We start from the raw sequence: 14,261 nt of genomic DNA, 5'->3' as shown, positions 1-14,261 counted from the left end.
TCGTTCCCATGTACGACCCGAACGGCCCCCACGACCCGTACGTCCGCGTCCGAGGTGCCCGTGAGCACAACCTCAAGGGTGTGGACGTCGATGTCCCACGGGATGTGCTCGCCGTGTTCACGGGCGTGTCCGGGTCGGGGAAGTCGTCGCTGGCGTTCGGGACGATCTACGCGGAGGCGCAGCGGCGGTACTTCGAGTCGGTGGCCCCGTACGCGCGCCGGCTGATCCACCAGGTGGGGGCGCCGAAGGTCGGGGAGATCACCGGGCTGCCGCCCGCGGTCTCGCTGGAGCAGCGGCGCTCGGCGCCGACGTCCCGCTCGTCCGTGGGGACGGTCACCAATCTCTCGAACTCGCTGCGCATGCTGTTCTCCCGGGCCGGTGACTACCCGCCGGGCGCCGAAACGCTCGACTCGGACGCCTTCTCCCCCAACACGGCGGTCGGTGCCTGCCCGGAGTGTCACGGCCTGGGCCGCGTCCACCGTACGACCGAGCAGTCGCTGGTGCCCGACCCGTCGCTGTCGATCCGGGAGGGCGCGATCGCCGCGTGGCCCGGCGCCTGGCAGGGCAAGAACCTGCGGGACATCCTCGACGCGCTCGGCCACGACGTGGACCGGCCCTGGCGTGAACTGCCCGCCGAGCAGCGGGAGTGGATCCTGTTCACCGACGAGCAGCCGGTGGTCACCGTGCATCCGGTGCGGGACGCGGACCGGATCCAACGCCCCTACCAGGGCACGTACATGAGCGCCCGCCGCTATGTCCTGAAGACCTTCGCGGACTCCAGGAGCCAGACGCTGCGGGCGAAGGCGGAACGGTTCCTGGTCTCCGCCCCGTGCCCGGTCTGCGGTGGCAGCAGGCTGCGTCCGGAGGCCCTGGCGGTCACCTTCGCGGGGCGCACGATCGCCGACCTCGCGGCGCTGCCGCTGACCGAGCTGGCCGCCTCGCTGGTCGCGCGCGGCGAGACGGCGCGGGTCCTCACCGACGACCTCAGGTCCCGTATCGCGCCCGTCGTCGAGCTCGGCCTCGGCTATCTGAGCCTGGACCGCGCGACCCCCACCCTGTCCGCGGGCGAGCTCCAACGACTGCGCCTCGCGACCCAGTTGCGGTCCGGGCTGTTCGGAGTGGTGTACGTCCTCGACGAACCCTCGGCCGGGCTGCACCCGGCGGACACCGAGGCGCTGCTCACGGTGCTGGCGCGGCTGAAGGCGGCCGGGAACTCGGTGTTCGTGGTGGAGCACCACCTGGACGTCATGCGGGGCGCGGACTGGCTCGTGGACGTCGGGCCGCGAGCGGGTGAGCACGGCGGGCGGGTGCTGCACAGCGGCCCGGTCGCGGAGCTGGCGAAGGTCGAGGAGTCCGCCACCGCCCGGTACCTGTTCGACCGCTCCCCCGCGGTGCGGCGTGAAGTGCGGTCGGCTCGCGGCCGGTTGAGGGTCGGTCCGGTCCACCGGCACAACCTGCGCGGGGTGACGGCCGACTTCCCGCTCGGTGTGTTCACCGCGGTGACCGGGGTGTCGGGTTCGGGCAAGTCCACGCTGGTCGGCGAGATCACGGAGGAGCTGGAGGGGGTGGGCCGGCTGGTCTCGGTCGACCAGAAGCCGATCGGCCGGACGCCGCGCTCCAACCTGGCGACCTACACCGGTCTGTTCGACGTCGTGCGCAAGGTCTTCGCCGCCACCGACGAGGCCCGCGAACGCGGCTACGGGGTGGGCCGGTTCTCCTTCAACGTCGCGGGAGGGCGCTGCGAGACCTGCCAGGGCGAGGGGTTCGTCAGCGTGGAGCTGCTGTTCCTTCCGAGCACCTACGCGCCCTGCCCGGACTGCGGCGGGGCCCGCTACAACCCCGAGACCCTCGAAGTGACGTACCGGGGAAGGAACATCGCCGAGGTGCTGGACCTGACGGTGGAGTCGGCGGCGGACTTCTTCGCGGACACCCCGCTCGTGGCGCGCAGTCTCGCCACCCTCCTCGACGTCGGCCTCGGCTACCTCCGCCTCGGCCAGCCCGCCACCGAGCTCTCCGGCGGCGAGGCCCAGCGCATCAAGCTCGCGAGCGAACTCCAGCGCGCCCGCCGCGGCCACACCCTGTACCTCCTCGACGAGCCCACGACCGGACTGCACCCGGCCGACGTCGAGGTCCTCATGCGTCAGCTGCACGGCCTCGTCGACGCAGGACACACCGTGATCGTCGTCGAGCACGACATGTCGGTCGTGGCGGGCGCGGACTGGGTGATCGACCTGGGCCCGGGCGGCGGGGACGCGGGCGGACGGATCGTGGCGGCGGGTGTGCCCGAGGAGGTGGCGCGGGTGGCGGGGAGTGCCACGGCGCCCTATCTGACCCGTGCGCTGACACCGGGCGGCTGAGGGACGAGCAGACGGGGGCGGCCCGGCCGACCGGGCCGTACGACGTCCCGGCCCTCCCGCTCACGGAACGGGTCGACCGGGTGCCGGTCCGCCAGGTGTCCTGCGCCCGCCCGTTCCTGCGCGGTCGCGGCCAGCGTCCCGCGGTCGGTGTGACTGCCCGGTGGCACCAGCTCCGTGACCTCCGCCTCGGCCGTCAGCCCCCGTGCCGACACCACCCGCCACACCGACGACAGCAGGGAGTCGTCGCCGATGAAGGCGGGGGCCGTGCTGGCCTCTCCCCCGCTCACGCGGTACCGCAGGCGCACGGGCTGCACCGCCACGCCCGCGTCGAGGGCCGCCTGGAACACGGCCCGGCGGAAGGGGCCCTGGGCGCGGCCGCACCAGGTGCTCCCCTCGGGGAAGACGGCGACCGCGGCGCCCCCGCGCAGCGCGTCGGCGATCCGGGTGACCGTGTCCGGGAGGGCCCGCAGCCGGTCCCGCTCGATGAACAGGGCACCGCTGCGGGCCGTCAGCCATCCCGCCACCGGCCACCGCCGTATCTCGGACTTGGCGAGCATCCGGGCGGGCCGGACGGCGGCCAGCAGCGGGATGTCCAGCCAGGAGATGTGGTTGGCGACCAGGAGCACCCCGCCGGTGGGCGCGGTGGCGCCGGACAGCCGGACCCGGACCCCCGCGGCCCGCACCACCGTCCGGCACCACCACCGGACCGCACCGGCCGGGATCCACCGGCCGACCGGCAGCATCACGATCCCGGCGAGCAGCACCGCGGTGACCGCGAGGAGCCGCAGCACGGCACGGGGTACGGCCGTGCCGGACCCGCTCCGCTCCACACACGCCCTCGGGGTGCAGGGCGCGCTGGGCAGCCAGACGCTCATCAGGCCGGGACGAGCGAGAGGAAGTGGCGCAGGTAGCGGGCGTTGACCCGGCGCATCGACAGCAGCACGTACATGTCGGCCACCCCGAAGTCCGGGTCGTGGGCGGGCTGTCCGCACACCCAGGCGCCGAGGCGGAGGTAGCCGCGCAGCAGCGGGGGCAGCTCGGTGTGGGCGGCGGGCGTCCCTCCGGTCCCTTCCGCCGGCTCCCAGGGCAGCAGCGGCCGTACCCGGAACTCCTCGGGAGCCAGGTACTTGGTGCGCACCCGGTCCCAGGTGCCGGACGCGAGCGCGCCGCCGTCGGCGAGCGGGATCGAGCAGCAGCCGGCCAGCCAGTCGTGGCCGCGGTCCACCATGTAGCGGGCGATCCCGGCCCAGATGAGGCCGATGACGGCGCCGTCGCGGTGGTCGGGGTGCACGCAGGAGCGGCCGACCTCGACGAGGCCGGGACGGATCGCGGCGAGCGGCGCGAGGTCGAACTCGCCCTCCGAGTACAGGCGCCCGGCCACCGCGGCCCGCTCCGGGGGCAGCAGCCGGTAGGTGCCGACGACCTGGCCGGTCAGGGTGTCGCGGACGAGGAGATGGTCGCAGTGGGCGTCGAAGCCGTCGACGTCGTGGCCGGGCTCCGGGGTGGTCAGAAGGGCGCCCATCTCGCCGGCGAACACGTCGTGCCGCAGCCGCTGCGCGGCCCGTACGTCGTCCTCGTCGCGGGCCAGGGTGACGGTGTAGCGGGTGGGGGCGACGCTCTGCGGGGGTCGGTCGAGGGTGGAAACGCCGGTCATGGCACTCTCCAGGTCACAGGCGGAGGCGGCGAGCGGTGCCGCTGTCCCTGTTCTTCCGACGCCGGTTGGCGTGTACGTGACCGGTTCCGGGAGCGCGGATGTGCGGTGGTTGAACGGCTCGGGCAAGGTGTCCGGGGCCGCCGACTCCGCCGACCGGCCGGTGTCCCGTGGGTGACCGCGGAGAGGCGCCCCCCGAGATCTCACCGCTCGACCTTGGTGGGGCCGGACCTGAGCACCACGTCCGGCCCCACCCGTCCGCACCTTGTCGGCGAACGTCTGTCAGCGCCTGGCGACCTTCCGGGTCGCCCGCAGCCACTCCTTGTTCATGCTCGTGATGGACACCAGCGGGATCCCCTTGGGGCAGGCCGTCGCGCACTCGCCCGTCAGTGTGCAGCCGCCGAAGCCCTCCTCGTCCATCTGCTCCACCATGTCCAGCACCCGGGTCTCCCGCTCGGGGGCGCCCTGCGGCAGGACGTTGAGGTGATTCACCTTGGCCGAGGTGAAGAGCATCGCGGCCCCGTTGGGGCAGGCCGCCACACACGCCCCGCATCCGATGCACTCGGCGTGCTCGAACGCGAAGTCGGCGTCGGGCTTGGGCACCGGCGTCGCGTGCGCCTCGGGAGCCGCTCCCGTGGGCGCCGTGATGTACCCGCCGGCCTGGATGATCCGGTCGAGGGCCGACCGGTCCACGACCAGGTCCTTGATCACCGGGAAGGCGGAGGCCCGCCAGGGCTCGATGTCGATCGTGTCGCCGTCGGAGAAGGAGCGCATGTGCAGCTGGCAGGTGGTCGTGCGCTCCGGCCCGTGCGCGTCGCCGTTGATGACGAGCGAGCACGCGCCGCAGATGCCCTCGCGGCAGTCGTGGTCGAAGGCCACCGGATCCTCCCCGCGCAGGATGAGCTCCTCGTTGAGGGTGTCCAGCATCTCCAGGAAGGACATGTCGGAGGAGATCCCGTCCACCTCGTACGTGGACATCGCTCCGTCGGCGTCGGCGTTCTTCTGCCGCCAGACGCGCAGGGTGAGCTTCATGCGTAGCTCCGCTGAGTGGGGTGGACGTACTCGAAGACCAGGTCTTCCTTGTGCAGGACGGGGGCCTCGCCGGTGCCGGTGAACTCCCAGGCCGCCGCGTAGGCGAACTCCTCGTCCCGGCGGGCGGCCTCGCCGTCGGGCGTCTGGGACTCCTCTCGGAAGTGGCCGCCGCAGGACTCGGCGCGGTGCAGCGCGTCGAGGCACATCAGCTCGGCGAGTTCCAGGTAGTCGACGACGCGATTCGCCTTCTCCAGGGACTGGTTGAACTCCTCGCCGGTGCCCGGGACCTTGATCCGGCGCCAGAACTCCTCACGGATCTGTGGGATGCGCTCCAGCGCCTTGCGCAGCCCGGAGTCGGTGCGGGCCATCCCGCAGAACTCCCACATGAGTTCGCCGACCTCGCGGTGGAAGGAGTCCGGGGTGCGGTCGCCGTCGACGGCGAGGAGCAGGTTGAGCCGGTCCTCGGTCTCCGCCAGCACCTCCTGCACGGCGGGGTGTTCGTCGGTCACCGCGTCCTGGTGCGGGTTGCGGGCGAGGTAGTCGTTGATGGTCGCCGGCAGCACGAAGTAGCCGTCGGCGAGGCCCTGCATCAGCGCGGAGGCGCCGAGGCGGTTGGCGCCGTGGTCGGAGAAGTTGGCCTCGCCGATCGCGAACAGGCCGGGGATCGTGGTCTGGAGGTCGTAGTCGACCCACAGTCCGCCCATCGTGTAGTGCACGGCGGGATAGATCCGCATCGGCACCTGGTACGGATCCTCGTCGGTGATCCGCTGGTACATGTCGAAGAGGTTGCCGTACTTGGCCTCGACGGCCTTCCGCCCCATCCGCTCGATGGCGTCGGCGAAGTCGAGGTAGACGCCCTGCCCGCCGGGGCCCACTCCCCTGCCCTCGTCGCAGACGTTCTTCGCGGCGCGGGAGGCGATGTCACGCGGGACGAGGTTGCCGAAGGAGGGGTAGATGCGCTCCAGGTAGTAGTCGCGCTCGTCCTCGGGGATCCGGTTCGGCGGACGGGTGTCGCCCTTGGCCTTCGGCACCCAGATCCGGCCGTCGTTGCGCAGCGACTCGCTCATCAGCGTCAGCTTGGACTGGTGGTCGCCGGTGCGCGGGATGCACGTCGGATGGATCTGCGTGAAGCAGGGGTTGGCGAAGTGGGCGCCTCGGCGGTGGGCCCGCCAGATCGCCGTCGCGTTGGAGTTCATGGCGTTCGTCGACAGGTAGAAGACGTTGCCGTAGCCGCCGGAGGCCAGGACGACCGCGTCCGCGAAGTACGTGTCGACGCGGCCGGTGACGAGGTCCCGGGCCACGATGCCCCGCGCCCGCCCGTCGACGACGATCAGGTCGAGCATCTCGGTGCGCGGGTGCATCTCGATGTTCCCGGCGGCGATCTGCCTGCTGAGGGCCTGGTAGGCGCCGAGCAGCAGCTGCTGACCCGTCTGCCCGCGGGCGTAGAAGGTCCGGGAGACCTGCACCCCGCCGAAGGAGCGGGTGTCGAGCAGACCGCCGTACTCCCGGGCGAAGGGCACGCCCTGGGCGACGCACTGGTCGATGATCTCGACGGAGATCTGCGCGAGCCGGTGCACGTTGGACTCGCGGGCCCGGAAGTCGCCGCCCTTGACGGTGTCGTAGAACAGCCGGTGGATGGAGTCGCCGTCGTTTCGGTAGTTCTTGGCCGCGTTGATGCCGCCCTGTGCGGCGATCGAGTGGGCGCGGCGCGGGGAGTCCTGGTAGCAGAACTGGACGACGTGGTAGCCCTGTTCGGCGAGCGTGGCGCCCGCCGAGCCGCCCGCGAGGCCGGTGCCCACCACGATCACCGTGTGCTTGCGCCGGTTGGCGGGGTTGACGAGCTTGGCCTCGAAACGGCGGGTGTCCCAGCGCTCGTTGACGGGCCCCGAGGGCGCCTTGTCGTCGGTCAGCGGCGCGCCGGTCGTGTAGTCGACGTAGGTCATGTTCAGCTCACCACTCCGGTCATGACACCCACGGGTACGGCGATGAATCCGGCCGTGAGCAGCAGTGCGAGGACGTTCGCGACGGCCTTGAGGGCGCGGTCGCGGGTGCGGCTGCCGACGCCGAGGGTCTGGGCGGCACTCCAGAAGCCGTGCCGTACGTGCAGGCCGAGGGCGAGCATCGCGACGATGTAGATGACGTTGCCGTACCAGGTGGAGAAGGTGTCCACGACGTTCTGGTACGGGTGGCCCTCCTGGAAGCCGCCCGAGTGCACGGTGCCGGTCGTCAGGTCGAGGATGTGCCAGACGATGAACAGGCCGAGGATGATCCCGCCCCAGCGCATGGTGCGCGTCGCGTAGCCGGCCCGGGGCTTCCTGTGGATGTACTTGCTGGGCCGCGCCCGGATGTCCCGGCGGCTGAGCTGGTAGGCGGAGCCGGCGTGCGCGACGACGGCGACGACCAGCACGATCCGGATGAGCCAGAGCGTCCACTCGTAGTGCATGAACGGTTCGCCGACCGTGCGCAGCCAGTGCGCGTAGTGGTTGAACTCGCCCGCCCCGAAGAAGATCTTCAGGTTGCCGATCATGTGGACGACCAGGTACAGCAGCATGATCAGCCCGCTGACGGCCATCACGGCCTTCTTGCCGACAGTGCTGTCCCACACGGTGCGTGCCATGGACGGCCGTCGGTCCGTCCGCGTTGCCAGAGCCATGGGTCAAGACGCTAGAGCCGAAGGCCCCGATCGGTCCAAGACATGGTCCGGCTTGATTCCATAGCGAGCGACTATCGTACGAGGATGCAGTTCCAGCAGCTCCAGTACTTCGTGGCGGTCGCCGAGACCCGCCACTTCACCCGTGCCGCCGAGGCGGTCCATGTCGCCCAGCCCTCCCTGTCGCAGCAGATCAGGGCCCTGGAGCGGGAGCTCGGGGCGGACCTCTTCCTGCGGGCGCGCGGCAACATCTCGCTCACCGACGCGGGTGAGGCCCTGCTGCCGCTGGCCCGGCGCATCCTGGCGGACGCGGACACGGCCCGGCACGAGGTGCAGGAGCTGGTGCAGCTGCGCAGCGGGCGGGTGCGGCTCGGCGCGACCCCGAGCCTGTGCACCGGTCTGCTGCCGGACGTGCTGCGCGCCTTCCACGACCGCTATCCCGGGATCCGGCTGATGATCGAGGAGGGCGGCTCCCACGACCTCGTACGGCTGCTCGCGCGCGGTGCTCTCGACCTGGCCCTGGTGGTCCTCCCGCTGCCCACGCCGTCCCCGGCGCTGACGACGGTGGAACTGCTGCGCGAGGACCTGGTCGTCGTCTCCTCGCCGGAGGCGCCGGCGCCGGGTGGTCCTGGCCGGCGTACCGTGCGCGTCGCCGACCTGGAGAGCGAGCCCCTTGTGATGTTCCGGCACGGCTACGACCTGCGTGAACTGACCGTCGCCGCATGCCGCGCCGAGGGGTTCGAGCCCGACTTCGCGGTGGAGGGCGGGGAGATGGACGCCGTCCTCGGCTTCGTGCGGGCGGGGCTGGGTGTGGCCGTCGTCCCGCGGATGGTCGCCACGCGCTCGGGGCGGGGGCTGCGGGTCACCCCGCTCGCCCGGCCAGGGCTGCACCGGACGATCGCGCTGGCCCACCGCAGCGACGTGGCTCCGCCGCGCGCGGCACGGGAGTTGCAGCGGATGCTGCTGGAGCGCTGAGCAGTCGTAGCATGAGGTTTTCTCAGACGGGGTGGGCGGGGATGAAGCGGCGGATCGTTGCGGTGGGCGCGGCACTGCTGGTGCTGGTGGGGTGCGCGGGGAACACCTCGTCCGGCGGACCGAAGACCCCGGCGGTCCCGTCGTCGTCCGGCGCCTCGGGGCCGACGGTGGAGACGAGCTCGATGTCCGTCTCCGGCCCGTGGCGCGCGTGGACGGCGCCCCTCTCCCGCCAGGAGGCCCAGGGCAGTTGCGGCGCGACCGCGCACCAGGTGGTGTGCGCGACCGACTCCGGCGGCTTCGTGGGCCGTTCGCGGGCCGACGGCCGTATCACCTGGACCGTGCCCGCGGGCGACCGCGGCAAGAGCGCCGGACTGTTCGTCGACGCGGCCGACGAACGGGCCGTGACCGGGGTCGCGGGCAGGCTCCGCGCGGCGAACCTGCGGACGGGTGCACAGGCGTGGACCCGTCGACTGCCCACCGGCCGCGCCTACTTCGCCCTCGGCGCCGCGGACGGGATCGTCTACGCTCTGCACGCACCGGAGCCCTTCACCGGCACCGCCGCCGTCCTCGACGCCGTTCGCGCGTCCGACGGCAGGCCCCTCTGGCACCGGTCCGTCGACTGGAGCCCGGGCGAACCCCTGGCCGCCTTCCGGGGCCGGGTCTACACGTCCGACGGCACCCGGGTCACCGCCCGCGACGCCCGCACCGGCACCACCCTGGCGACCAGCCCCACGAGCGTCGAGTGCCCGCACCTCGTCACCGGCGGCCACTACCTGGTGTGCACCGGCAGCCCGTTCTCCGCCGAGGACACCTTCCCGCCCATGCACCGCCTGGATCCGGCGACGTTGAGGCCGCTGCCGACCCCACGGAACACGATCAACAAGCCCGTGCACGGGGTGATCTCCGACGACGGGGTCCTGGTGCTGTACGAGGCCGGCGCCGAGGACACGAGCGCGGGCAACTGGTTCGCGTACGACCTCGAGAACGACCGCAAGCTGTGGAGCACCTACGCCACCGAGGTGGACGTCGCGGTGGCCGGCGGCCGGTTCGTGACCTTCACCCCCGGCACCGACCACACCACGCGGGACCGCCTGCTCACGATCGACCTGCACGCGGGTCCGCAGGGCACCGGAAGCGCCGCGCCCCGCATGTCCCCGGCCTACGCGCAGACGAGGGACGGCGAACACCCCGTGCTCGTCGTACCGGGCGGGGACACGGGCCACGTCCTCGTCATGGCCCGTACCCACGGTTCCCTGCGCTCACTGCCGCTCCCCTAGGACCGGGGCGGCACTCAGCCCGTCGCGTCCACCAGCGCCAGCTCGTGCAGCCGCTCCGGCGGGCCGGGGCGGGCGTAGTACCAGCCCTGGGCCGTGTCGCAGCCCAGTATCCGCAACTGCTCGGCCTGGGCCCCGGTTTCGACGCCCTCGACGGTCACCGCGAGGTTCAGGCCGTGGGCGAGCGAGACGATCCCCTCGACGATCTTGAGATCGACCGGGTCGGCGGGGAACTGCTGCATGCTCTGGGTGAAGGAGCGGTCCAGCTTGAGGACGCTGACCGGGAGCCGGCGGAGGTTCGCCAGGTTCGAGTAGCCGGTGCCGAAGTCGTCCAGGGCGATGTCGACGCCCATCTCCGCGAGTCGGCGCAGCGGCTTGAGCAGGTCGTCGTCGGCGCCGATGAGGGCCGACTCGGTGACCTCGAGGCAGAGGGCGTCCGGGGCGACCCCGGTGCGCTCCAGGATGTCCACGGTGTCCTGGACCAGGCCGGGGTGGGTGAGCTGGCAGGGCGAGAGGTTGACGTTGATGCGGAGCGGGTCGCCCGCGACGTCCTCGCCGTGGCGTTCTCGCCACTCGCGGGCCTGGCGCACCGACTGCTCCAGGACCCAGCGGCCGAGCGGCACGATCAGCCCGGTGTGCTCCGCGAGCGGGATGAACCGGTCGGGGCCGAGGACGCCGTGCTGCGGGTGGAGCCAACGCACCAGCGCCTCGGCGCCCCGCACGCTGCCGTCGCCGAGATGCACCAGCGGCTGGTACTCGATGAAGAACTCGCCCCGCTCCAGGGCGGCGGGCAGCTGGGTCGTCAGCCCGTGCCGGGTGATGGCGCGGGCGTCGGCCTCCGGGTCGGCCAGCTCGAAGCGGTTGCCGCCCGCCGACTTGGCCCGGTACATGGTGATGTCGGCGCTGCGCAGCACCTCCGCGGGGCCCCGCTCGCCCACCGGGCCCTCGACGATCCCGATGCTGCCGCGCACGGTCAGCTCCCGGCCGTCGATACGGACCGGGGCGAGCAGCACGTTCATGATGCGCGCCGCGAGGTCGTCGACCTCGCTCTCGGTGTCGGGTCCGGTGGTCAGCGCCACGAACTCGTCACCGCCCAGACGGGCGACCATCTCTCCCGGCGCGGTCGCGCAGGACTGGAGACGGTCGGCGACCTCGACGAGGAGCCGGTCGCCCGCCGCGTGGCCGAGGCTGTCGTTGATGGTCTTGAAGCCGTCGAGGTCGAGGTAGCACAGGCCGAACCGCTGGCCCTCACCGGCACTGAGCGCCTTCTCCAGGCGCTCGAAGAACAGGGTGCGGTTGGGCAGCCCGGTCAGGGCGTCGTGCGTGGCCTCGTAGCGCAACCGGAGGTTGAGCAGCCGGCGCTCGGTGGTGTCCTCCATGAGGGCGAGCTGGTACTGCGGGGTGCCGTCGGCGTCGCGCAGCAGGGAGACCGTCAGGTTGGTCCACAGGACCGTTCCGTCCGGGCGGGAGAAGGCCTTTTCGAGGTGGTAGTGCTCGCGCTCGCCGCGGACGAGTTCGTCGTAGAGCGTCCAGGTCTGGGGCGCGTCCTCGGGGTGGGTCCACTCCTGGACCTTGCGGCCGCGCATCGTCTGGTCGGTGATGCCGAACATGCGCAGCAGGGCGCCGTTGACCTGGAGGACGTTGCCGTCCAGGTCGGCGATGCCGATCCCTATGGCCGCGCCCTCGAACACCGCGCGGAAGCGTGCCTCGGTCGCGTGCAGCGCCTGTGCCACCACGCCCTGCGCCTCCAGGGCGGCCTGTGCGATGGCCTCCTGCTCGCCCAGCGTCCGCTCGCGCAGCGCCTGCGCGAACCCGGCGGCCATGGCGTGCTGCAGCCGCGCGGACCGGGACCGCAGGTCCTCGCGGTCGCCGTCGCCGCCGCAGTAGAGCACCAGGTAGGCATCGACGCAGTCCAGGGAGCGGGTCAGCGCCTCAGGGTCGGTGCAGTGCGCGCCCACGAGGGCGGCGCCCACCGCCCGGCCCTCGTCCGTGTCGACGGTCCTGGCCGCGAGCGCCTGGCTCAACCTGCGGGCCAGCGACAGCAGTTGCTCGTCGAACTCCGGCCGGGTCGCGGACGTCGAGGTCACCGGGAACACGGCCCGGCTCCAGATCGTCGCGAACCGGCGCAGTCTGTCCTCCGGGCCGTCCGGTTCCGCGCTCACGCCGCCCGCCCCACGCCGCCGAACTGGGAGAAGGCCCAGGGGTCCTCGTCGTCGGGGTCCCAGTTCTCCGACTCCGGCCGCCACCGCGGCATCGGTACCAGTCCGGGTTCCACCATGTCGTACCCCTCGAAGAACCGTGCGATCTCGTTGTGCGAGCGCATGATCAGCGGGTTGCGGATGTCCTCGTACACGTCCATCGCGCCCTGAACCTGCTCCTGCGACAGCGGGATTCCCTCGTAGGCGGCGTGCGTGAGCACCAGCAGGCTGCCGGGCGCGAACGCGTCGCGCAGCTCGGCCACCGCCTCGTAGGGGTCGTCCGCGTCTTCCACGAAGTGCAGTATGGCAACGAGAAGCACCGCCACCGGACGGTTCGGGTCGATCAGCCGCCGGACCTCGGCACTGTCCAGGATCTCCTGGGGCTTGCGGAGGTCGGCCGCGACGACGCCCGCGTCCGGGTTGTCGGCGATGACCGCCTTGCTGTGCGCGACCGCCACCGGATCGTGGTCGACGTAGACGACACGGGCACCGGGGCTGGCGCTCTGGGCGACCTCGTGGACGTTGCCGAAGGTGGGGATGCCGGAGCCGATGTCCAGGAACTGCGTGATGCCCTGGTCGACCGCGAAGCGCACCGCCCGTCGCATGAACGCCCGGTTCGCCTGCATGATCTTCGGCAGTCCCGGGACGTGCTCCATGGCCTTGCGGGCCGCCACCCGGTCGGCCTCGAAGTTGTGCGAACCGCCCAGGTAGAAGTCGTAGATACGCGCGACGCTCGGCACCGAGATGTCGATGCTCCGGGGAGCCCAGGCGGGACGCTCCATGTATCTCTCCAAGGCGTAGGCGATCCGGTGTTCGAGCTGAGGCTACTGATCGCCCGCCAATGGAGCGAGTGGAAACGGAAATTGACCGTCCGTTCCCGGTCACTGCCTGCGGCACGTGCCGCTGGGAGGCGGCTGTGGATTCTCTACGAAACGTAGGCGCGGCACTGCGGAGAGTTCCGGAACCTGCGCCGAATCGCGGGGAGTTGAGGGGAATGACGGCAAACCGGTCCGACCCCTCCGTGCGGCGCGGAGGGGTCGGACCGGTGGTTCGGTGAGGCGGGCGTCACTTGTCGGAGACGCCGACCATCTCTCCGTTGGGACGGACGGCGTACCAGGTGCCGCCGACGCCCTGGCCGTTGGTGTCCCCGGCCTCCTTGTCGCCCGAGAAGGTGTAGATGGGCGAGCAGTTGACCGTCTGCTGCTTCACACCGTCGCCGCGGGTGAAGCTCATCAGACCCTTCTTCTGGACGCCCTTGGTGTCGTTCGACGACACCGGGGCGACGGCCGGCCACTTCTCCAGGCAGGCGCCGTTGCAGTTCGAGACAGGCTCGGGCCAGGCCTTGTCCTTGGCGAAGCGGTAGACCGTCATGCCGTTCTTGTCGACGACAATCTCGCCCAGGTTGGGGTCGTTGCGCGTGGACAGTCCGGGCAGGCTGGCGACCGACGCCTTCTTGCCCGTGGGCGCCAGCGCGTACCACTTGCCGCCCACACCCTGGCCGGTCAGATCGCCGGCCTTGGTGTCCTTGGCGTAGCGGTAGGCCGGCCAGCCGCCGATGGTCAGCTGCTTGCTGCCGTCGGACCGGGTCACCTCACCGAGCAGCGCCTTGTCGATACCGGCGCCTGCCGAGGCGTCGTCCGCGGGCACCGGGGGCCAGGCCGTCGCACAGTCGCCGTTGCAGTTCGACTTCGGCGGCTCGGCGGTGTCCTCGTCGAAGCGGTAGAGGCTGAGACCGGCGCTGTCGGTCAGCACGTCCCCGAGCTCGGCGTTCGCGGACACCTCGAGCTTGCCGGCCGAGGCCGACTGGGCGCCCAGGTTCCCCTGGCCACCGCCCACGGTGGGGCTGGCGCTCGGGCTGGTACCGGTCCCGATACCGGAGCCGACGCCGCCGTAACCGCCCGCAGCCGCTGTGGCACCGACGTTCTGGCTGCCCACCGACGACGTGCCGCTTTCCTGACCGCACGCCGTCGTCAGAGCCAGCACCGCCGCGGCGCTTGCCACGAGTGAGGCGTTCCGCCAGGAGGTCTTCATCGTCAACTCCCCATAATTCAAAAGGGTGTTGCAGCGCCCTGCTGCGCCGCCGCACGACCATGGGTACGCACCGGAGCAGGGGTTGTGTTCAAC

11 protein-coding genes are annotated in these 14,261 nt (G+C 71.7%); 3 read left to right on the top strand and 8 right to left on the bottom strand.

Features of this window, described 5'->3' with window-relative positions; all coding sequences use genetic code 11:
* Positions 1 to 8 precede the first annotated feature (8 nt).
* Positions 9 to 2,357 carry an excinuclease ABC subunit UvrA gene (locus tag IOD14_RS16120; protein WP_212670586.1) on the top strand — a complete coding sequence of 783 codons (2,349 nt, stop codon included), beginning with the start codon at positions 9 to 11 and terminating at the stop codon, positions 2,355 to 2,357.
* On the opposite strand, the gene IOD14_RS16115 is transcribed toward IOD14_RS16120, so the two are convergent.
* From IOD14_RS16115 to IOD14_RS16095, 5 genes are all read right to left on the bottom strand, one after another.
* Positions 2,324 to 3,232, bottom strand: a complete 909-nt coding sequence (locus IOD14_RS16115) for a lysophospholipid acyltransferase family protein (RefSeq protein WP_212670585.1) — start codon at positions 3,230 to 3,232, stop codon at positions 2,324 to 2,326. The two genes, IOD14_RS16120 and IOD14_RS16115, sit on opposite strands and share 34 nt — an antisense overlap.
* Positions 3,232 to 4,011: a GNAT family N-acyltransferase gene (locus tag IOD14_RS16110; RefSeq protein WP_123993783.1), complete on the bottom strand. Its 780-nt coding sequence runs from the start codon at positions 4,009 to 4,011 to the stop codon at positions 3,232 to 3,234. The genes IOD14_RS16115 and IOD14_RS16110 overlap by 1 nt, the downstream gene beginning before the upstream one ends.
* A 279-nt stretch (positions 4,012 to 4,290) precedes the next feature.
* The gene (locus IOD14_RS16105; protein ID WP_123993784.1) at positions 4,291 to 5,040 is read right to left on the bottom strand and encodes a succinate dehydrogenase/fumarate reductase iron-sulfur subunit; all 750 of its coding nucleotides are present in this window, start codon (positions 5,038 to 5,040) and stop codon (positions 4,291 to 4,293) included.
* On the bottom strand, positions 5,037 to 6,983 hold the full coding sequence (locus tag IOD14_RS16100; RefSeq protein ID WP_123993785.1) for a fumarate reductase/succinate dehydrogenase flavoprotein subunit: 1,947 nt from the start codon (positions 6,981 to 6,983) through the stop codon (positions 5,037 to 5,039). The genes IOD14_RS16105 and IOD14_RS16100 overlap by 4 nt, the downstream gene beginning before the upstream one ends.
* Before the next feature lie 2 nt (positions 6,984 to 6,985).
* A complete protein-coding gene (locus IOD14_RS16095) occupies positions 6,986 to 7,657 on the bottom strand; it encodes a succinate dehydrogenase (protein ID WP_212670584.1) in 672 nt (223 codons plus the stop codon).
* Positions 7,658 to 7,777: 120 nt separating this feature from the next.
* On the opposite strand from IOD14_RS16095, the gene IOD14_RS16090 reads away from it, so the two are divergent.
* Together IOD14_RS16090 and IOD14_RS16085 are read left to right on the top strand one after the other, a co-directional pair.
* Complete coding sequence (locus IOD14_RS16090; protein ID WP_123993787.1) at positions 7,778 to 8,665, top strand: LysR substrate-binding domain-containing protein; 888 nt, start codon at positions 7,778 to 7,780, stop codon at positions 8,663 to 8,665.
* Positions 8,666 to 8,706: 41 nt separating this feature from the next.
* Positions 8,707 to 9,942 (top strand): PQQ-binding-like beta-propeller repeat protein, encoded by a 1,236-nt coding sequence (locus tag IOD14_RS16085; protein WP_212670583.1) that lies wholly within the window; start codon positions 8,707 to 8,709, stop codon positions 9,940 to 9,942.
* A gap of 14 nt (positions 9,943 to 9,956) precedes the next feature.
* Here IOD14_RS16085 and IOD14_RS16080 read toward each other — a convergent pair whose 3' ends face one another.
* The 3 genes from IOD14_RS16080 to IOD14_RS16070 all read right to left on the bottom strand — a co-directional run bounded on the left by IOD14_RS16080 (position 9,957) and on the right by IOD14_RS16070 (position 14,168).
* Complete coding sequence (locus tag IOD14_RS16080) at positions 9,957 to 12,101, bottom strand: EAL domain-containing protein (RefSeq protein WP_123993789.1); 2,145 nt, start codon at positions 12,099 to 12,101, stop codon at positions 9,957 to 9,959.
* Complete coding sequence (locus tag IOD14_RS16075; RefSeq protein WP_123993790.1) at positions 12,098 to 12,919, bottom strand: SAM-dependent methyltransferase; 822 nt, start codon at positions 12,917 to 12,919, stop codon at positions 12,098 to 12,100. The genes IOD14_RS16080 and IOD14_RS16075 overlap by 4 nt, the downstream gene beginning before the upstream one ends.
* Before the next feature lie 283 nt (positions 12,920 to 13,202).
* Positions 13,203 to 14,168 carry an SCO0930 family lipoprotein gene (locus IOD14_RS16070; RefSeq protein ID WP_123993791.1) on the bottom strand — a complete coding sequence of 322 codons (966 nt, stop codon included), beginning with the start codon at positions 14,166 to 14,168 and terminating at the stop codon, positions 13,203 to 13,205.
* Positions 14,169 to 14,261 lie beyond the last annotated feature (93 nt).

The sequence above is a fragment of the Streptomyces sp. A2-16 genome (genome assembly GCF_018128905.1).
Lineage (GTDB): Bacteria > Actinomycetota > Actinomycetes > Streptomycetales > Streptomycetaceae > Streptomyces.
Note: the sequence above shows the minus strand (reverse complement) of the source record. Positions and strands in the feature narration are given on the sequence as shown.